This is a genomic window from Candidatus Lernaella stagnicola (assembly GCA_030765525.1).
Taxonomy (GTDB): Bacteria; Lernaellota; Lernaellaia; order Lernaellales; family Lernaellaceae; genus Lernaella; species Lernaella stagnicola.
The window spans coordinates 328,960-348,930 of the sequence record JAVCCK010000027.1 but is presented as its reverse complement, the minus strand read 5'-3'; the positions used below and the strand labels follow the sequence as shown (position 1 = coordinate 348,930).

The following is a 19,971-nucleotide window of genomic DNA, read 5'->3' as shown; positions in this document are numbered from 1 at the left end:
TCAGGTGACATCGTGAGAAAGTTTTTCGCCTTGTGGATCGTAATTTCGTGCTTCGTCGCCGCTGGAGTGTCCATCGCCCAGGCGCACGGCGGACACGCTCCGGCCCTATCCGGTGATTCTTCCGTTCCAACACAGGGAGCCAAGATCCTGCGTGATGGAGCCGGCCGTCTCGTCTACATGGAGTGGGACACCAACGGGGACGGTCGCGCCGACGCATTCAACCACTACCAACAAGGGAACCTGGTGCGGCAGGAACGCGACGGCGATTTCGACGGCCGCGTCGATATCTGGTTGGACGTGGAGGATGGAGAGATCGTACGCGGGCGCATGGACGTCAACCGCGACGGCCGCGTCGACGTGCGGGAAAGCTACGAAGGTGGCTTGTTAACCCGCCAGGCGCTTGACGGAAACGGCGACGGGATTTTTGAAACCACGCATTATATCGAGGGCAACCGCCACGTCCGTACGGAGGAGGATCGGTCCGCCGCCGGGCGTGTCGATCGTTGGACGTTCTACGACGCCGACGAAAAGCCGCGCTTGGTGTTGGAGGATTTGAACGCGGATGGCATGCCGGATCTTCAAACCCGGTTCGGACCCGACGGCAAGCCGCAGATCACACCGATCGGCGAAGATGAGGGAGACGCCCAAACCGTCGTCGACGTCGATACCGCCCAGAAGCCGGGGGATATCGAATTGCAGGAAGTCACCGTTCAGGAAAAACGCGACTGGACGGCGGCCTCGGACCGTGAAGTTCGCGACCGTGATTTCCGGAATTTTCCCCGCTGCAATCCGAGCGACCTCGTACGTGTCATCCCCGGCGTCCACGTTTCCCAGCACACCGGCGGCGCCAAAGCCTATCAGTACTTCCTGCGCGGTTTCGACGCCGAGCATGGACAAGACCTGGCCGCCTACCTCGATGGCATCCCACTCAACGAGCCTTCGCAGGTGCATGGGCACGGCTACCTGGATTTGCACTTCTTAATACCCGAAACCATCGACATGATCCGTGTCATTAAGGGACCGTACGACCCCGAATTCGGCAACTTCGCCACCGCCGGGGCGATCAATTTCGTGCCGCGTCGACACGCGCCGCAAAATACGATCGGGGCCACCGCCGGCATGTTCGGCACCGCGCGGGTGATGAGCTCGTTCAGTGTGGAAAAGCCCTACTTGCTCGTCGGCGCGGCGGAAACCGACCACAGCGACGGCTACACCGATCCGGGGGACTCCGACGCCTACCGTGCCAACACCGGGCACACGTTTTTGCGCGACGAGTGGACGATCAATCTGATGAGCAACCACTACGGCCAGGACAGCGCCGCGACCGACGTCGTGCCCGAAAAATGGGTCAAGGACGGCCGACTGGATCGCTACGGCTCACTGGACACCTCCGATCGCGTCGCATCCAATCGTCAACTCGTTGGCCTGACCGCGGATTGGGCCGACGGGGGCAACAACCTGCGCCTGCAGGGATGGTACGATTACAAGCGCACGACGATCTGGTCGAACTACACCTTTTACTTGCTTAATCCGGAACGCGGCGACCAACAGGAAATGCGCGATAACCGCTCGGTCACAGGCGTCAATCTACGCTACAGCAACACTGCCGCCTGGGGTAAAACCGTTTGGGATACCGCCGTAGGTGTGCAGTGGCGTTACGACCTCGTCGACCAATTGCTCGGCAACACCGCCCACCGGGAACGTTGGAACGTCATCAACAATTTACAGTTTTCGGAAAACTCCCTCGGCCTCTGGTTGCGCGAAAACCTGATGCTGACCTCCTGGCTGACCGTGGTCCCCGGGGTGCGTTACGACGTTCTTTTTTACGAAGGCGAGGGCACGCAGGACGAGCGTTTTTTCAACATCTATACGAACTTGGCCGATACGCGGCAGGACGTTCGCCGCGACTGGAGCGAAACCGCAGCCATTGCCAGCCCGAAGGCCTCGGTTGTGTTCACGCCGCTGAAGCCTTGGAACATCTTTCTCAACTACGGCGAGGGTTTCTTCTCCAATACGACGCTGCAAATGGCCAATGCCCCCGAATCCACAATTCCCAAGGTCCGGGGCGGCGAAATCGGCACGCGCGTGTTCTTTTGGGGTACGCGAGTCACCTTCGCCGCCGCCGCATGGTTTGTGAACAAAGAAAAAGACCTCGTCTTCGACCCGCAAACCGGCCTGTCGGTGACCAAGGAAGAAACACAACGAAACGGTTTGGACGGCGAGATCCGCGTTAGTCCCTTGCCGTGGTTGTATCTAACGACCGACGCATCCTACGTCGAGGCTCGCTTTGTGGAATCGCGCGACCGTATCCCCAATGGGCCGATTACCCTGATGACCAACGGCGTCGGCTGGTCGCACGATCTGGGCCTGCGCGGCATGGTGCGGGGCCGCTATATGGGACCCCGCGAATTGGATCAAGGCGATTGGGCCGAGCCGTATTACGTGCTTGATCTCGTGGCCGGATACGACACCCCCGCCTGGGGAGTCGAACTGGCAATCGATAACGTGTTGGACACCGAATGGGAAGACGCCGTGTTTTCATACGAAACGCGGCCGGAGCCCAACGGTGAAACACTCAACGGAATTCACTGGACGCCGGGCACGCCGTTCTCGTCCCGGCTGACGGTAACCGCTAAATTCTGACAAAAAAGGAGCCATCGATGAAAAGTTTGAATGCTTGGTTGATTGTCGGCCTTCTGCTTATCGCTACGGCCGCATTGCTCGTCACCGCCTGCGGTGATGATGACGACGATGACGGCGCCGGGATGACCGGCACCCTGACTTTTACCGCCAACGGCGAAGAGTTCATCCGTGAGGGTTTCGTTGACAAGACCGGTTGGCTGATCAGCTTCGATCACTTCTACATTACCCTAAGCGGTCTCACCGGCATCCAAGTGGCCGAAGAAACCGACGAACAGGCGCTGACCGTCGCCCACGCCGGCCATCCACACGAAGATATCCCGGAGGGTGCGGCCCACGTGGCATTGGACGGTGTTCACACATTGGACCTGACCGAAGGCGACGGTCCGCAGGAAGTGGGCTCGCTGGCCGCGCCAGCCGGCAATTACAATTACGCAGCCTTCAACATGGTGCAAAGCGAAGGCGACTTTTTCCCCGGCTACTCGATCGTTATGCAGGGTGTCGCGACCAAAGACAGCGATGCGATCGCCTTTACGATCAAACTGAACGAACAGATGACGTTCACCAGTTGCCATCAGGAAGTCAATGACGAATTCGCCGGCGTCGTAGACGCGGGCGGCAACGGCACGCTGGAAACAACCTTTCACTCCGATCACCTCTTCGGCGACTACGAAGACCTAGGTAATCCCGAAGGCGTTAATCCCGGAGCACTCGGCTTCCAGGCCTTCGCCGATCTCGCCGCCGCCGGAGCGCTGGAGATCGATCAGGACGAAATGGCCGCCCAGATGGATCCGGATGACTACGCAACGTTTGTCGCGGCGCTGTTCACCCTGGGGCACTCGGGGGAGGGACACTGCAACTACAACGAATACGAAGCGCAATAGTGGCTCGGCACTCGTCGGCAATTTTGCCCGAAGCGACCTGGCCGGCTCTTTTCCTTCCCTTTGGTTGCGGATAACGTAGCCGCCAGGAGCGAAGAGGGGGTTGATGCTGAGCAAAAGACACACGTGGTTAATTGTAGCCGTGGCATTAATGGCGGTGTTTACCATGGCTTTAGCTCACGCCGCCAAAATGAAGGTGGCGATCGACGGCAAAACCGTGCGCGTCGCGGCATGCTATAACGACGGCAGCCCGATGAAGAAAACCAATCTTAAAATCGTGGACATCCACGGCAAAACCATGGTCCGGGGCGTTACCGACGACAAAGGCGAGTTTGCGTTCGAGGTCGAGGGCAGTCCGTACGGTGTAAAAATCGTCATCCAAGATCTGCTGGGACACCGCTGCGAATACACTCTCACGCCCGACGACGCAAAAACGCAGGAGTAACCGTTGCACATTTCCGACGGCGTATTGGGCGCGCCGACCTTGGTGATCGGCGGCGTCGTGGCGCTGGTCGGCGTAGGCCTCGGCCTGGCCGCCACCGAACCGCGCGACATACCCAAGATGTCGATGACGGCGGCGGTCTTTTTCCTCGCCTCCTTCGTGCACGTGCCCGTCGGCCCGGTGCACATGCACCTCATGTTGATCGGTCTGGTCGGCCTGTTGTTGGGGCGCGCCGTCCTGCCCGCCGTACTCGTGGCGCTGACCTTCCAGGCGATTCTCTTCGGTTACGGCGGCTGGACGACCTTAGGCGTCAACACCTGCGTGATCGGCCTGCCGGGTATCGCGGTGTACTATCTGCTGCGCCGCTGGGTCGCGAGCGATAACCGCACGACTGCGCTCGCGGCGGCGTTTGCGGCAGGTGTCGTCGGCGTCGTGGCGGCCGCGGCGCTCCTTATGCTCGTGTTGATCACCACCGGACAAGCCTTCGTTGCCACCGCCAAGGTCGTGTTTCTCGCGCACCTGCCCTTGGCCGGCGCGGAGGGCGTGCTGACGTTGTTCCTCGTGGCCTTCCTGCGCAAAGTGCGCCCGCAGATGCTGGCCGGAGCCGCGGCGTCATGATTGCCGAACCTTTTGCCGCCGGCGATACCTGGCTGCATCGCCTCGACTCACGCGCCAAATTGCTGACCGCGATCGCATTCGCCGTCGTCGTGGCCGGGTCCGACGCCGCACCGGTGTTGCTGGCCGCCATGGGTGCGGCGATTGCGCTATTGATCGCGGCGCGCCCACCCCTGCGGCACCTGCTACGGCGGCTTGTCGCCCTCAACGTGTTCATCGTGTTGCTTTGGGTCATGCTGCCGCTGAGCGGTGTGGGCGAGTCGCTTTACTCGCTGGGGCCGCTGACCGTTCGCGCCGACGGCGTGCGCCTGGCGTGGCACATCAGCCTCAAGGCGAACGCGATTCTGCTGGCACTGACGGCGCTGATCGCCACGAGCACGATTTTCAACGTGGCCCACGGGCTTTCCCACTTGCACGTGCCGCACAAGCTGGTCCAACTCTTCTTTTTTACGTGGCGCTTCCTGCACGACGCGGCGCTGGAATTTCAACGGCTGCGGCGGGCCATGAAAGTCCGCTGCTTTGTGCCGCGTTCGAACTTGCACACCTACCGCAGCTACGCGTACCTTGTCGGCACCTTGATGGTGCGCGGCCATGACCGCGCCGCCCGCGTGTATGACGCCATGGTGCTGCGCGGCTTTACCGGCACGCTACCGGCCTACCGCCATCCGCATTGGCGGCGGGCCGATACGGCGGCGTTCATTGCGTTCATGGCGGCGGTCACCGCGCTGGGAGTTTGGGAATGGACGAGCCCGCTCGGGCGATAAATCTACAAGGCGTGTGCTTCGCCTACGGTGACCGCGTCGTGTTCAACGGCCTGGACTTCGCCGTGTCGCTTGGCGAGCGCGTGGGGCTGTTGGGGCCGGTCGGCTGCGGCAAGACGACACTCTTCCACATCATCGTCGGCCTGCTGCAACCCCAGGCCGGACGCGTCGAGATTTTCGGCCGCAAGCGCCGCGAAGAAGCGGACTTCCTGGAAGTGCGCCGCCGCATCGGCCTGCTTTTTCAGGATTCGGGCGACCAGCTCTTCTCGCCCACCGTGGCCGAAGACGTTGCCTTCGGGCCGCTGAACCTGGGCCTGCCGCGCCCGGAGGTTGAGCGGCGCGTGCGCGACACCCTAGAGGCGGTCGGGCTGTCCGGCTACGAGGATCGCATTACGTATCAACTATCGGGCGGCGAAAAGCGCTTGGCGGCGCTGGCGACGATCCTGGCCATGCAACCCGAAATTCTGCTGCTCGACGAACCCTTCGCCGGTCTGGATACCGAGGCGCGCGAGCGGGTCGCCGCAGCGCTGGAACGCACCGGAGTGGGTTGGGTGATGATCTCCCATCGCCGGGAAGATCTGGCGAGTCTCACCTCGCGGGTCGTGTTGATGCAAAACGGCGAAATTACCGCCGCTTCTTGAGATTCTTCCGCATTTTTTGTTTTTGAGTGAAATGTATGGTGGTCGCCGTACGTCTAATAGATAGAAGATGCGCCCGTCGCGGCGCCGATTCGAGTTGTTGCAACCGGGAGGAAAATATCATGACCTGGAACAATCTAATTGAAAGAACCATTTGGGCGTTGCTGATCGCGTTGACTCTTGGCGGGATCATCATCGCTTAGTATTTCGTTAAAATCCGCGTGCGCCCCGTGCCCGACCCCCCATGTTGAGTACACTTTGGGTAAGAGGGGCCGGGGTTGAGCGGTAAAACCCGGGACACGTAACAAGTACATGTCCCCGTTTTCCAAGGCTGAGCCGCACAGCCTCCCCGCCGATGGCGGTGAGACTATGCCACCCTGGCGTTTTCAGCACCGGGCCTTGCCCGGTCGCGACTAAAGTCGCTCCTACGGTTTGGTGTGAAGCTCGCCGAGCGACCAACGGGAGCGGTCGCTGTGACAACATCGTCGGCGGATTCTCTCGGTTTTGGGTCCAGGCTCAGCCTGGCGGTTACATGGAGATTGAGCCTTTGCGGAAGTCGGTCGCGCCGATGTGGGCGTTGATGAGCACGGGTGTGCCGGATTTCGCGATGCGTTTGGCTTCGGCGAGCACGCGCGGGATGTCTTGCGGATCGCTCAGCAGCAGGCCCTTGCCGCCGTAGCCTTCGGCGACCAGGTGGTAATCGCTGCGGCGCAGGTCGCAGGCGAGGCTGTCGCCGTAGATCTCCACTTGTTCGCGGGCGATTTGCGACCAGCAGGCGTCGTTGCCGACCACGGCGATCACCGGCGTGTCGTGCCGGACGAAGGTGTCGAACTCGGCCACGCTGTAGGCCGCCGAGCCGTCGCCGTACATGAGCCACACTTCGGCTTCGGGACGCCGCAATTTCGCGCCGAGCGCGAAGCCGCCCCCCACGCCCAGGGTGCCGAACACGCCGGGGTCCAGCCACCGAAACGGCCCGCGGGGTCGCATCACGTAGGAGGCCGAGGCCACGAAATCCCCGCCGTCGACGACGATCACGCTGTCATCGTCCATGGCCTTATCGATTTCCATCGCCAGATGCAGCGGATTGATGCCCGGCACCGGGTCCGCGGCGCGCTTTTCAATGTCGGCCTGACGGGCATCGTTGCGTTCGCGCAGCGTGCGCGCCCAGTCGCGCCAGGCGCGGGCGTGGTCGTGGCGCGTACGGCTGACTTCGTCGGCCAGGGCGATGAGAAACAGCCCCGGGTCGGCCTGGACGCCGAGGGTAGGGCGGCGGTTCCGGTTCATTTCGGCGCGGTCGAAGTTGGCGGCGACGACCTTCGCTTGGCGGCTGATGTGGCGGCCGTAGTCGAGCCGGAAATCGTTGGGCACGCCGGCCAGAATCACCAGGTCGGCCTCTTTGAGGGCTTCGCGGCGTTTGTGAAACAGTTGCAGCGGGTGATTTCGACCGAGCAGACCCCGCGCCATGCCCGAGAGGTAGACGGGGATTTGCAGCGTCTCGACGGCGTGGTCCATCGCGAAGGCTTCGCACGCGCAGAGCATGGCTTGGCTGCCCGCCAGCAGCACCGGCCGCCGGGCTTGGGCGAGCATCAACGCGGCCCGCCGCACCTGACCGGCCGAGGGCGTGACGTGCGGCCGCTGCGCCGCCGGTCCGACGGCTTTTGGATCGCCGCCGCTGAACAAGCGATTGACGTGGTAGTCGAGGTAGGTGTTGATTCCTTTTTCCACGAGCCCGCGTCCCTTGGTTTTGGCGTCGCCGTACCACTGCCGCACGAGCGCTTCGTCGTACAGCAGATCGACCGGCAACTCGACGAACACCGGCCCCGGCACTCCGTCGACGGCCCGCTGAAACGCTTGCTCCAGGGTGGGCACGAGTTCGCGGACGGTCTTACACGTCGCCGCCCATTTCACGTGCGGTTTGACGACCGCGAGTTGGTCGATGTCCTGCAGCGAACCACGTCCTTTAAGGAAGGTGGCGGTCGCACCCCCGAGAAGCACCACCGGCGACTGCGCCATCTGCGCGTTTTTCAGGGCCGTCAGCGCGTTGGTCACGCCCGGCCCGGCGGTCACCGCGGCCACGCCGGGGGTCCCGCTGAGACGCGCCACGGCGTCGGCGGCGAACACGGCGTTTTTTTCGTCGCGGGTGTCGATCACGCGGAGTCCGGCGCGCTTGGCCTCAATGAAAATCGGCGAGATGTGCCCGCCGCACAGGGTGAATAGGAATTCGACGCGCTGGTTGCGTAAGACGTCGGCCACGAGTTTGCCGCCGTAGGCCATGGTCGATTCCTTTCGTTTTCTTCAGTTTGCTTTGCATGGGCGATGGGTCGGCATAGCGCCGGCCGAATCGCGTTTCTTTTGTGGTTGCCATCCCCCGTGGGGCATGCATGAAAAGTAAGATGCAGTCTCGAAAACGCAAATTATTTGGCTTCTTGTTCCGGGAGGGGAAACGTTGGGGCGAATCCGGGAACGATTATTTTGCTGAGATAACGAGCGCTGAGTACAAAAGGTTATTGATGGGGCACATAACTTGATCGCGACCTTATTGTAAAAACAAAACGTAGTTATTTGAAATAGATAGGCGTGCGCCACTAACGCAAGCCGACCGGCGAGGGCGGCGCCGCCGACGAGCATGCCGAGCCGGGCATCCCGCTGGTGCTCAAGGGCTTGTACCTCGGCTTCATCATTTGGCTGGTCGCCGTCACGATCATCGTGGCCAAGATGGGGATCCGGATATGAGCGAACACAAAACTCCCAAATCGCAAACGTGGCTGGTCGTGATGCTGATCTGCGGCTTTGTGCTGGCCTACGGCGCGGTGGCCTTCCTCTTCGTCGGTATCCGCCCGCCCGCCGCCTGGGACTACGGGGGCGTGAACGAAGTGCCCGGCGGCTCGGCCTACTCCACGCACGGCTACTTCACCGCCTACTTGGAAAAATCGCCCGTCACCTCGTTTCTCATGTGGCTGTCGATCGACTTCGAGCGCATGCGCCGCACCGCCGCTGGCCAACAGATGATCAAAACCTACTACCCCGAGTACACCACCACCCGCCACCTCAAGCTCGACGCCTACCGCGCCCGCAACCGCGCCGCCGCCGATAAGAAATTCGGGGGGTGAGGGATACACCGAAAACGCGACCAAGAAATCCCATTGCGCATCTAATCAACAAGTCGTATCTAGTAAGAACAATTATCAAGTCGATAACAAACCTATAGGTGACCCAGATGCCTCAAAAACTCAGTTATGTAAAACCAACGAAGGTTCAGTTGAAAGATCATCCGTTATTTAGTGAAAAGTGGTTGCAGGAGCGAATAGTTGAAGATCCTACGATTCTCGGTTTAGGTGACCTCGAAGTCAAAGATGTAGAGCGACGTCATCCGAAGGCCGGCAGATTAGACCTTCTGCTTCGGGACCCCGACAGCGGGAAGCGCTACGAGGTGGAAATCATGCTGGGCGCGGTTGATGAAAGCCATATCATTAGGACCATCGAATACTGGGATATCGAAAGAAAACGTTATCCTCAATTCGATCATTGCGCCGTCCTAGTGGCAGAGGAAATCACCTCCCGGTTCTTAAACGTCATCAATATTATCAATAGCCATATTCCGTTGATTGCACTTCAAGTGAACGCATTACAGATTGGCGACAACATTACGTTGGGTTTTACGAAGGTCTTGGACGAGATCGTATTGGGTGACGACGAAGACGATGACAATGGAGGTCAACAAGTCGACCGAAAGTATTGGGAGGACAAAGGATCAAAGAAATCGTTGAAGATCGTTGATGAATGTTTCGACATACTTCGAGAAATCGATGCGGACATTCAAATCAAGTTCAACAAATATTACATCGGTTTGACAATCGGTGGGCGCAGCGTGATTTTCGTCCTTTTCCGTGCGAAAAAGGCATTTGCGCGCGTCGAAGTAAGGCTCGTAGATAAAGCAGCATGGAAATCCCGGCTTGAAGACGAGAACATCCCCGTATTGGAGAGCGCGAAAGCAAAACCGCGGCTCTCCTTTCAGCTTTCAACAGACGCCGCCCGAAAAAACCGGGACTTGTTGCGCGAACTATTCGAGGCGGCATATCGCAACCAGTTTGATGAGTAGCGACTCTTACTCGATGCTAAGTCTGGACGCCTGTTAGGAATATATCCGCTTGCCCGCATTGAAGAAGAAAACGATACTCATGATTCATAGGCGATCTTACAGAACCTAGGACAGCTCGCCCCTGCAAGCTGTGCGGGTTGCCGGTGCGGGGGGAGGGCGAATTCTGCTGCCCGGGGTGCCGGCCCGTCCACGCCATGCTCGTGGAAGTCGTCGGCGACGGCGACCCCGAAGCATTCCGCCAGGACGACATCTTCAAGCAAATGCAGGCCTGCGGGATCATCCCGCAAACACCCGACGACCAGCCCGCGCTCAGCCAGGCCGACCTCGCGCCGAAAATCGAAACCCCGCCCGGCCAAGACGAGCACCGCCGTGCCGCCCGCCGTGCCGATGATCGCGTAGGTGATCGAGCGCCCGACTTGGTAGGCGGTAATATGCTTGGCTGAATGGCGGAACTTATCGATTTTACGAAGGGAATCCCACTCGCGGTAAGCCATGCTGTCGCCGAGGTCGAGGCCGAGCACGATGGGGCCGCACATTTCGGCGCAATGTAGGCTGATCCAGACAAAACCGACGCCGAGTAACTGCATAAACTGCGGATACTGCGCCAAAAAGTCGAAAAACAGCCTCGAAAGTAGGGCAATTTGCGCCAAATGCCGAACACCGGCAGCCGAATCGTGCCACAACCGAAGAAACGGCCAAAGAGTTATCGGAAAAGTGCCTTCCTTTAATTAAAGGATGAATTTGTCGATTTGAGGCCGAAAGCACTCGTTTTCCGGCTCGAAGTTCTCGTTTACCGAACCGCTCAAGAAACCCGGTTTTTGTGTAGAATACTTCAACAGTGTGTTGATAAATTCATCACATGGGGAAAAGCATAGCGAATACAGTGCCTTACGACCTGATTTCGGCGGGCTTTCTGAAAGTGTGTTGAAATTCTACACACAGCGAGTTTTGTGTGTAGAAAAATACAACAAACCCGGGTGAATGGCCATTCAGTGTAAGCCATTGAAAAGGTTGTATTTGTTGATGTAATTCTCCCGCGAACTCGAGAAACGCATTTTTTGGCACGGTCATTGTACTACAGAGGGGCAGAACGACGCAGTGAAGGAGGCTAAAAATGGTTGCCATCCTGGTTTTCGTAACGGTAGCGGCGGGAATGATTCTCGGCGGCGCTTTTGACCAGAAGTTATGTGATGAACACGCGCAGAAAAAATAAGGAGGACTAGCCATGGTATTCGCACTGATCTTCGCCACATTCCTGGTGGCCATTGCGGTGGACGCATTGGTCATCAAAAGGTTGGCGGAAAGGAAAGCGAAGGAGCTTGCGAAGAACGAGGCGATCGATCAGTACCTCGCCCCAAAGGTCGAAGAGCAACAGAATCTGTTGTTCCACCAGGGACACACTTGGGTGCGCGTGTTGCGGGCCGTGGTCGAGGTGGGGCTGGACGATTTCACGAATCGCTTCGTGGGCGCAATCACGAAGATCGACGTGCCGGAAGTCGGCGCCAAGGTCGAGAAGGGACAGCGCGCCTGGACGATTCACTTCGGCGAGCGCAGCCTGACGCAGATGGCACCGATCAGCGGGCGGGTGATTGAAGTCAATCACGAGTTGCTGGAAAACCCCGGCATGCTGGCCGACGCGCCCTACCAAGGGTGGGTCGTGAAAATTTTGCCGGAAGCCCTTGCGAGCGAAGTACCTGATCTGTACACTCCGTCGCGCTTTCTCAAGTGGATCGACATGCAAAAAGCCCGCTTGGTACAGGAAAGCTTCCCTGAACTGGGCATGGCTTATGGCGACGGCGCGCAGATGATCAACGGCGCGGCCAGCCAGCTTGACGACGACAAGTGGGAAGCGATTGCCAAGAAACTGTTCGGTTCGAAGTGACCGACACAGGTACGAAGAGGGCAGAACGATGACTGAATTTCATACCTTCGTAGATTTTGTCCGCGACTCCAAGATCCTCGAATACGGCGTCGCTTTCTTGTTCATGGCGGCCTTCGCGGTTTTCTACCGCGTGCTCCACAAACCGCAGCCGCAAATCGCGGTGGCCCGCGCGTCGGTTTTCGACCGCGCTTTGGAGCAGGTCAAAGGCATCCTGGTACCCGAGGATATTTCCTTCCATCCCGGCCATACCTGGGCGCGGCCCGAGGGCGCGATGGCGACGGTCGGCATGGATGACTTCGCGGCGAAATTGGTCGGCCGGATTGATCGTGTGCAACTGCCCGAGATCGGCACAGAGCTCAAACAGGGTGAGCCCGCCTGGACGCTGTATGCCGATGGCAAAGCCGTCGAAATGCTCGCGCCGGTAAGCGGCAAGGTCGTGGCGATCAACGAGACGGCTGCGAAAGCCGCGGCGGACGATCCCTTCGGCGCCGGTTGGATGATGAAGATCGAGGCCCCGTCCATGGCCACCAATCTCAAGAACCTGTTGTCGGGTATTGTGGCCAAGGCGTGGACCGAGCACGCGGTGGACGCGCTGTTTTCGCGCGCCAACCAGCAACTCGGCGCGGTCGCGGCCGATGGCGGTGCGCCGATCAGCGGCATGGCGAAAGTGATCGACGTCAAAGCCTGGGATGAAATCGCCAAGGAGTATTTCCTGACTAAGTAACAACTGTTCGAAAGTTGAGGAGGCGCCATGAGATCGTCAAACCGTGGCCGGCCCGTTGTTATCCTCCTCCTTCTCGCAACGGCCTTGCTCCTTTACGGGGTGGCAGCCGTTGCCGAAGGCGAAAAGGCCGATAATCCTCCGGACCTTACTGAGATGGGTCTGGAGGAAATATCAATTAACGGTCTGGAGAATCTGTACGGACCCGCCGAGTTCACGCACAAGGCCCACGTGGAGTACACCGGGAATTGTACCGAGTGCCACCACCACAGCCCGGCCGGTGAATATCCCGCCTGCAGCGAATGCCATTCATCCCGCAAAATTCTGAAACCCGCCCAGGGGCAGAACGGGGTACGGAGCGACGACAAATCGCCCGGCTTGAAAGCGGCATTCCATCAGCAGTGCATGGCTTGTCACAAAGATATGGGCAGCGGACCGATGGGTTGCACCGACTGCCACGCCAAAAAGCAGCCGGCCAAAAAGAAAGAAGCCAAGTAATTCCAAAATGAAACCCTGAGTCGACAAGGGAGCCAGAGATCATGTCTATATCGCGCAGAAACTTCCTTAAACTGGCCGTCGGAACCGGCGCGGCAGGCGCAGCCGCCGCAGCCGGGGTGCCGGGCAAAGCCGACGCGGCGCACGACTTCGAGGGATACCCCGACCGCTTCGGCGTATTGTTCGACAGCAGCTTGTGCATCGGTTGCCGCAGTTGCGAGGCCGCCTGCAACGAAGTCAACGATCTTCCGGAGCAGGAGAAACCCTTCGACGACCAAAGCGTATTCGACGCCCGGCGACGCAACGACTACTCGCGCTACACCGTGGTCAATCGGTATGGGAAAGAGGAAACCGGCGGCGCGGTGACGTTCGTGAAAACCCAGTGCATGCACTGCGACGAACCCGCGTGTTTCGCGGCCTGCCTGGCCAAGGCGTTTACCAAAACCCCGGAAGGGGCGGTGGTGTACGACGCCGGGCACTGCATCGGCTGCCGCTACTGCATACAGGCGTGCCCGTTCTACATCCCGACGTACGAGTACCACGACGCCTTCACGCCGCGGGTCAGCAAGTGCACGATGTGCTACTCGCGACTCACCGAAGGGCAAGTGCCCGGCTGCGTCGACGCTTGCCCCTCGGGCGCGCTGATTTTCGGACGGCGCGACTACCTGATCAAAGTCGCGCGCGAACGCATCGGGCGCAAGGATTCGGGCTACGTCGACCACATCTACGGCGAGAAGGAAGTCGGCGGCACCTGCTGGATGTACATCTCCAAGGTGCCCTTTGAAAAAATCGGCTTCAACACGCATGTGGGCACCACGGCCATGCCGAAACTGACCTACGGTTACCTCAAGACGATTCCGGTGATGCACATGGGCTTGCCCGTGCTGCTGGCCGGTTTCTGGGTGATGACCCGCGGGATCGCCAAGGCCGCCAAGGCGAAACAGGAGGGCGGCCAATGAGTGCGAGCACGACGATAGATAAAGGCAAATCCTCCTGGTTCAAGAAAAACATCCTGCTGGACATGACCGTCAAGGATTACGTGCGCAGCCTGATCACACCGTGGAACCTGGTCGCCGCCGCCATCCTGGCTGTCGGCATACCGGTTTTCGCCCTGCGCTTCATCAAGGGCCTGGGCGCCACGACGAACCTGTCGGACATCAACCCCTGGGGCATGTGGCTGGGCTTTGACATGTTCTTCGGCGTCGCCGTGGCCACCGGCGGTTTCGCGATGGTCGTGGGCGTCTACATCTTCGGCCGCAAGGATTACCAGCCGATGGTGCGCCCGGCGATTCTGACCGGTTTTCTCGGCTACTTTTTCGCGATCGCCGGGTTGGCGATGGACTTGGGCCGCTACTGGGCACTGCCGCTGCCGTTCTATTATCTAGGTACGGCGTCGGTGCTCTTCCTGGTGGCCGAGCATTTGGCGCTGTATCTGTTGATCCAGTTTTTCGAATTCCTACCCGCGGTGGTGGAATGGTTGAACCTGCGCTGGATCCACAAATTCCTGAGCAAGATACACATTGCGCTGGTCATTTTAGGCAGCGTGCTGGTGATGGGTCACCAGTCGGCGTTGGGGGCGATGTTCCTGCTGATGCCCACGCGCCTGCACCCGCTGTGGTACACCGACCTGCTGCCGTGGCTCTTCTTCGTTTCGTGTCTGGTCGGCGGCGTGGCGATGCTGGTGCTCGAGTCGATGCTGTCGCACCGCGTGTTCGGCCAACACGTCGAGAAAGCCGATCACGCAACGCAAGACCGCCTCACCCTCGGGTTGGGCAAAGCGGCGGCGTTTTTGCTGTTCGCCTACTTCGCCTTCCTGGTGCTTTCGATGGTGCGCGGCTATAACTGGGGCATGCTTTTCGGCACCGGTTGGGGCTGGTGGAAGCTCTTCGAAGTGGGCTTCGGCGTGCTGTTGCCGCTGGTGATTTACACGATGGCGGTCCGCCGCGAAAGCGCTTCGCTGGTACGTTGGGCGAGCGGCATTGCGGTGCTGGGCATCTTGCTCAACCGCTTCAACGTCGTGATCATCTGCCTGAACTGGGACGCGCCGGAAGTCTACGTGCCGCATTGGATGGAGATCGTCGTCTCGCTGACGCTGGTGACGGTCGGCGTCCTCGTGTTCAAGTGGGTGATGAACCGCATGCCGGTGCTCTACCGCCTGCCGGATTTCCCCGAAGAAGATCACTAGATCCTCGTACGCGATACCTTCACGAACCCGGAGCCGCCTGGCTTCGGGTTTTTTATGTATGGTTTGCGGTGTGGTACGGAATGAGAAACAATCCTCATGAAGAGAAACGAGGGGCCATGGTCACTCCAACCTGGGGCCTGTGACATGCGAAGTGATTACCGAGGCTTGTTGAATCCGCCGAATCGCGAGCCGGTCAGCCCGGGGTGCGTGCAGCTGATGTGGGTCGATTTGCTACTCGTTGCCATCGGCTTTTTCGCCTTCGTCGGATGGGGATCGTACTACGGAAAAATGATGGGCGATTGGGGCGGCATGTGGCCGCTCACCACGCACGTAGCCGTATGGACGACGAATCACATCTGGACGGCGGCCGGTGCGTTGGGCCTCGTCCTGATTCTCGGCATCACGGTGCTATTTGGATATATCCGCCACAATCGGTGGCGGTTCCGCTTATTGCTGCTTGCTCTTATTCCGTTGATGTTTATCAATATTATGATGTTTGCGATATTGATGTGGCGCGATTCGATAATTTTTTAGTAAATTTCCAGCCTACCCACACTTTGTCGGAAAAACCGTGCGGAAGCGAAATAAAACCGCGGCAGCTTCAAGGCGCGTATCCGACACTCCAACCGATGTCGTACAAGCCGGGGATCGAGACCGGTAGCCGTCCTTCCGCTTCCGACCGGCCCAGAAGAATCCGAGCCAGTGTCGCCAGCGCCATATCCCGATTGCTGTAGGTCACAATGTACGTCGGAGCATCGGGGAATGCCACAAGGTCGTAGGGCATGGCCAGCGCGGCGACAACCGTCGGCTTATCCAGATCGAGCAGGCGGCGGACGAGATCAATCTGCGACTCGTAGCTCGCGGCGTTATAGGTCCCAATGACGAGAACGTCCGCGTCCGATTCTTCCGCCCGCTCCACGATGCGGTCGGCATTGAGGGGCCACGGGCTGACGAGAAACACGTCACCGGTCGTGTCAGGCGCAAGGCGCTTCATTTCCTGCAGCAGATCCGTCGAAGCGATGTTGCCCCAAGCCCCATCGGGATACATCTCGAGTTGGGCAAATGCGGGGCACACCACATGCACGCGGGCGGACCCGTCGTCCGGCAGGGGCAGCAGATGCGCATCGTCCCGCACCAGAGTGATTGCCCGCTCGTGGAGGCGGCGCGATTCCGCCGCGTGATCCTGACTCCCCACGACGCGCTTGGCTTCGTTTTTATCGGGGAAGGGATTTTCAAAGAGGCAATATTTCATCTTCGTGCGCAGCACGCGCCGCACCGATTCGTCGATCGACGCCTCGTTCAGACGCCCGCTTTCCACGGCGGCCACCACCGTGTCCACCTGCTCCGCAACTCGATAAGGCCATGCGAGATTGCCGTTCGCGTAGCCGAACATGGACTCACCGTTGCCAAAACAGTCAAGGATCACGTCAACGCCCGCGGCGAAGGCCAGTACGTCGGGCGCTTCGTCCCATTCCGTGAGGGTGATCGACCCCATGTTGAGGTCGTCGGTCATGATGAGGCCGTCGAAAGCGAGTTCATCCCGCAGAAGGTCGGTCACGATGCGGCGGCTGAACGTGGAGGGGAGGGTATCCTCCCAGGCGCGATAGACGGCGTGGGTGGTCATGATGGCGTCGGTTCCCGCCTCGATGGCCGCGATGAAGGGGGGCAGATACTCGCGGCGCACCGTTTCCTCATCCGCGTCGTTCACCGGCAGCATGAAATGCTCGTCGCCCGGTGCGGTGGCATGGCTGGGAAAATGCTTCGCAGTGGCCATCACGAGACGTCCCTGAAGCCCGCGCACCGCCTGCGCGACGTGTTGCGAAACTTCCTCCGACGATTCGCCGAAGCAGCGGGTGTACATCGAGTATTCGTCGTGACGGTTCATGAGTTCGGCGACGGGCCCGCAACTGGCGTTAATTCCCAATGCCCGCAGTTCCTGACCGATGGTCCGGTGGGAGGCGTAGGTCGCGTCCGGGTCGAAGGTCGCACCAAGACCCATATTGCCGGGCTCGTCGGTGCCGCCCATCATCGCGTTTAGCGCTTGCGGGATGCCTCCTTCGTCATCGATGGTGATGATAAGAGGAATCGGGTTTTCGCGCGAAAGAGCCATAGATTGTAGGCGATTGATGTTCGCGACGCTCCACTCCGTGGAGAACCCCACGCCGATGACCGCCTGGATGTACGCGCCGCCGACGCCCAAGTCACGGACCAAGGCTTGCGTCTCCGGTAAATCGAACCAGGGAGTCAATTGCATGCCGACGAAATAGAGTTGCGCGACTTTCTCGCGCAGGGTCATGCCCGCGAGGACGTCTTCCACCTTCTCTTCGTCGACTTTGCAAAAGCGGGGGCCGAAATCGTTCGCTTCCATTTCGTCGTTCTCTGCGCCGGTATCGTCGTCGCCGGTAATTTCGGCGGAATCGTCATTGTCGTCCGCTCCGCCGCAAGCGAAACAGAAGGCGAAAAGGCAAAGCGACAACACCCACATCATCTTGATGGAAAAAGTCTTGATGGCGGTCCCCTTTACACGTCGTGAGATGGAAGGCGACAGGTCACAGCATAATGGTAAAGAAAGCGATCTCATAATGCCGAATCCACCTCGACCAGGTGGGTTTTTCTGATCCCTCGAACGGTAGGCGATTTGCGGTTACGAATCAAATATCTCGACGATTCGATCGTTGCCTGACGAGTTCGGCGCCGGTGTTGTCACGGTCGGGGGAGGTGGGAATATTTCCCGTTAGAAATCGACGGCGACGCCGCCGTTCAGCATGCGGCCGGAGGCGGCTTTCTGCGGCGCGGATTCGTAATACACATCCAGCAGATTCTTGCCTTCGAGGAAAAACTCGGCCGTCGTACGCCCGGCGTCCCAGGTGAGGCGGTGCGCGAGGCGGGCGCTGAGCAAGCCGTATTCCGGCAGCGCCTGCTTGTCGCGGTCCTTTCCCGGCTCTTCGTACTGCCGCTCACTTACCCACACGAACTGCGCCGCGAGCGAAGTACCGAAAGGCGCGGTGACGCGGCCGTCGAACGAGGCGGTGTGCTCGGGCCGGAAATCGAGGCGCTCGAGGTGGCGTTCGTCGCGCTCGTCGCGGGTGTTCAGGTAGGTGTAGGCGAAGCCACCGGTGAGGATGTCGTCGAAGAAAGTCAGGTCCAGCGTGTTTTCCACGCCGGTGATGGTGGCCGCGCTGATGTTTTCCAGGACGAACTCGTTGCCCAGTTCCCGTTTGCCGATCAGGTCGGTGATGTCGGAGTAGAACCACGTCGAAGCGAAGGAAAGCTGCGGCAGGGGGAAGGCCCGGTATCCCGCGTCCACGTTCAGCGCCGCCTCGGGCTTGAGTTCCGGATTGCCCTGCGAGCCGTAGAGCGATTTTAGATCCGGGAAGGCCGTTTTGTGCGCGGCGCCCGCGTGCAGTTCGATGGCCGGGTGGGGCACGAAAGCTAGGCCCGCTTGGTAATCGGCCACACCGTCGTCTTTACCCAAATCGTCGCCGGGCGTTTCCACGCGGCGGAAAAAGTGATACGCCGCCCCGGTGGTCAGCCACAGCTTCCACGCCGACACGCCGTACTCGGCGCCGCCGGAGTAGGTTTCGGCGGCATAGTCGGTCCACTCGCCGCCCTTTTCGTCTTGAATGCCGACGCGATCTTGCTTGTAGAGCAGCGACATCGTGATCGAACCGGCCGGCCCCAGCAGCCATTCGGGCATGAGCTGGTAGCCGAAGACGTCGTTATCGTAGGTGCTGAGTGCGTCGCCGTCGGCAGCGATGGTGGAGAGCGCCGTGTCTTCGAAGGTCGTGATCGTGTTGTAGAAACGCGTGTAAAAAGCCTTGCCGCGCAGGTAGAGGAAGTCGACCGGCGCCCAGTCGCCATAGATAGCGACGCCGGTTTTGCGCCAGAACTTGCGCCACAGCGTCGAGGGTTCGACCGCTTCCATCGAGAAGGGCACGCCGCCGGTGAATTCGTAGTGGTTGGCCGCGAGGGTCAGGCCGGTCAAGCCGCGGAAGTAGCCGACCTTGCCCGAGGCGTAGTAGTCGGAGAAGTCGGAGTTCTCGCGCAGGCCGCCGTCTTCGTTGCGCGTGCGCTCGAAGTCGTCGGAGACGCGGTAGCCCTCGCTCTTGGCGAAACCGGGCGCCAGAAAGTATTCAAAGCCGCGCGCCCCGCCGCGCACCGAGGCGTTACCCGCGAAGTTTTCCACGTCGCCGTAGGAGGCGTCGACGTGTCCGCGGGCCGGTCCGGCGCCGCGCTTGGTGATGATGTTGATCACCCCGCCCAAGGCGTTGGGGCCGTACAGCACGCTGGTGGGGCCCTTCATGATTTTGATTTTTGCCACATCGCCGACCGGGATCTGCCGCAGGTCGAGCACGCGGAAATAGGGTTCGTAGACGGGGATGCCGTCGATGAGCACGATCACGTTGCGGGGGTCGAAGCCGCGCAGCCCGGCCAGCGTTTCCTGTTTGCCGTTGGCCGACAGGGCGTTGGGCGCGGTGTCCACGCGCATGCCGGTGGCCAGTTGCAGGGCTTCGGCGACATTTTTTGCGCCCAGCGCGCGGATGTCGTCTGCGGTGATCTCCTGGCTGGAGGCGGTCAATTCCGCGGGCGAACGCTTGCCGGTAACGATCAC

Annotated in this window: 18 protein-coding genes; 14 read left to right on the top strand and 4 right to left on the bottom strand. The window is 60.1% G+C overall.

Translation table 11 applies throughout. The annotated features are described in order from the left end of the window. The first annotated feature begins 12 nt into the window (after positions 1-12). The 6 genes from P9L99_13235 to P9L99_13210 all read left to right on the top strand — a co-directional run bounded on the left by P9L99_13235 (position 13) and on the right by P9L99_13210 (position 5,980). A complete protein-coding gene (locus P9L99_13235) occupies positions 13-2,643 on the top strand; it encodes a TonB-dependent receptor (protein MDP8224321.1) in 2,631 nt (876 codons plus the stop codon). Positions 2,644-2,660: 17 nt separating this feature from the next. Further along, the gene (locus P9L99_13230) at positions 2,661-3,524 is read left to right on the top strand and encodes a hypothetical protein (GenBank protein MDP8224320.1); all 864 of its coding nucleotides are present in this window, start codon (positions 2,661-2,663) and stop codon (positions 3,522-3,524) included. A 103-nt stretch (positions 3,525-3,627) separates the two neighbouring features. Beyond that, complete coding sequence (locus P9L99_13225) at positions 3,628-3,966, top strand: hypothetical protein (protein MDP8224319.1); 339 nt, start codon at positions 3,628-3,630, stop codon at positions 3,964-3,966. A 3-nt stretch (positions 3,967-3,969) separates the two neighbouring features. Continuing rightward, positions 3,970-4,581, top strand: coding sequence for a cobalt transporter CbiM (gene cbiM / locus P9L99_13220; GenBank protein MDP8224318.1), 612 nt, complete (start codon positions 3,970-3,972; stop codon positions 4,579-4,581). Then, the gene (gene cbiQ, locus P9L99_13215; GenBank protein MDP8224317.1) at positions 4,578-5,342 is read left to right on the top strand and encodes a cobalt ECF transporter T component CbiQ; all 765 of its coding nucleotides are present in this window, start codon (positions 4,578-4,580) and stop codon (positions 5,340-5,342) included. The genes cbiM and cbiQ overlap by 4 nt, the downstream gene beginning before the upstream one ends. Further along, a complete protein-coding gene (locus P9L99_13210; protein ID MDP8224316.1) occupies positions 5,318-5,980 on the top strand; it encodes an ABC transporter ATP-binding protein in 663 nt (220 codons plus the stop codon). Before cbiQ ends, P9L99_13210 begins: the two co-directional genes overlap by 25 nt. 525 nt (positions 5,981-6,505) lie before the next feature. On the opposite strand, the gene P9L99_13205 is transcribed toward P9L99_13210, so the two are convergent. Then, complete coding sequence (locus tag P9L99_13205) at positions 6,506-8,251, bottom strand: thiamine pyrophosphate-binding protein (GenBank protein ID MDP8224315.1); 1,746 nt, start codon at positions 8,249-8,251, stop codon at positions 6,506-6,508. Positions 8,252-8,706: 455 nt separating this feature from the next. Between P9L99_13205 and P9L99_13200 the strand changes: the two genes are divergently transcribed. Next, positions 8,707-9,087, top strand: a complete 381-nt coding sequence (locus tag P9L99_13200; protein ID MDP8224314.1) for a hypothetical protein — start codon at positions 8,707-8,709, stop codon at positions 9,085-9,087. A 107-nt stretch (positions 9,088-9,194) separates the two neighbouring features. Beyond that, a complete protein-coding gene (locus P9L99_13195; protein MDP8224313.1) occupies positions 9,195-10,076 on the top strand; it encodes a hypothetical protein in 882 nt (293 codons plus the stop codon). Between the two features lie 77 nt (positions 10,077-10,153). Here P9L99_13195 and P9L99_13190 read toward each other — a convergent pair whose 3' ends face one another. Next, positions 10,154-10,726, bottom strand: coding sequence for a sulfite exporter TauE/SafE family protein (locus tag P9L99_13190; GenBank protein ID MDP8224312.1), 573 nt, complete (start codon positions 10,724-10,726; stop codon positions 10,154-10,156). A gap of 575 nt (positions 10,727-11,301) precedes the next feature. On the opposite strand from P9L99_13190, the gene P9L99_13185 reads away from it, so the two are divergent. The 6 genes from P9L99_13185 (at position 11,302) to P9L99_13160 (ending at position 15,893) form a co-directional block, all read left to right on the top strand. Further along, positions 11,302-11,958, top strand: a complete 657-nt coding sequence (locus tag P9L99_13185; GenBank protein MDP8224311.1) for a glycine cleavage system protein H — start codon at positions 11,302-11,304, stop codon at positions 11,956-11,958. A gap of 28 nt (positions 11,959-11,986) precedes the next feature. Then, positions 11,987-12,682, top strand: a complete 696-nt coding sequence (locus P9L99_13180; GenBank protein ID MDP8224310.1) for a glycine cleavage system protein H — start codon at positions 11,987-11,989, stop codon at positions 12,680-12,682. 27 nt (positions 12,683-12,709) lie between these two features. Continuing rightward, positions 12,710-13,177, top strand: a complete 468-nt coding sequence (locus P9L99_13175; GenBank protein ID MDP8224309.1) for a cytochrome c3 family protein — start codon at positions 12,710-12,712, stop codon at positions 13,175-13,177. 41 nt (positions 13,178-13,218) lie between these two features. Continuing rightward, positions 13,219-14,133 (top strand): 4Fe-4S dicluster domain-containing protein, encoded by a 915-nt coding sequence (locus tag P9L99_13170; GenBank protein ID MDP8224308.1) that lies wholly within the window; start codon positions 13,219-13,221, stop codon positions 14,131-14,133. Next, a complete protein-coding gene (locus tag P9L99_13165) occupies positions 14,130-15,359 on the top strand; it encodes a hypothetical protein (protein ID MDP8224307.1) in 1,230 nt (409 codons plus the stop codon). Before P9L99_13170 ends, P9L99_13165 begins: the two co-directional genes overlap by 4 nt. A 144-nt stretch (positions 15,360-15,503) precedes the next feature. Further along, entirely contained in the window at positions 15,504-15,893 is a 390-nt protein-coding gene (locus tag P9L99_13160) for a hypothetical protein (protein ID MDP8224306.1), read from the top strand. Positions 15,894-15,960: 67 nt separating this feature from the next. Here the strand turns inward: P9L99_13160 and P9L99_13155 are convergent, their stop codons facing one another. After that, positions 15,961-17,838: a glycoside hydrolase family 3 N-terminal domain-containing protein gene (locus tag P9L99_13155; protein MDP8224305.1), complete on the bottom strand. Its 1,878-nt coding sequence runs from the start codon at positions 17,836-17,838 to the stop codon at positions 15,961-15,963. A gap of 255 nt (positions 17,839-18,093) precedes the next feature. Further along, positions 18,094-19,971 (bottom strand): TonB-dependent receptor plug domain-containing protein, encoded by a 1,878-nt coding sequence (locus P9L99_13150; GenBank protein ID MDP8224304.1) that lies wholly within the window; start codon positions 19,969-19,971, stop codon positions 18,094-18,096.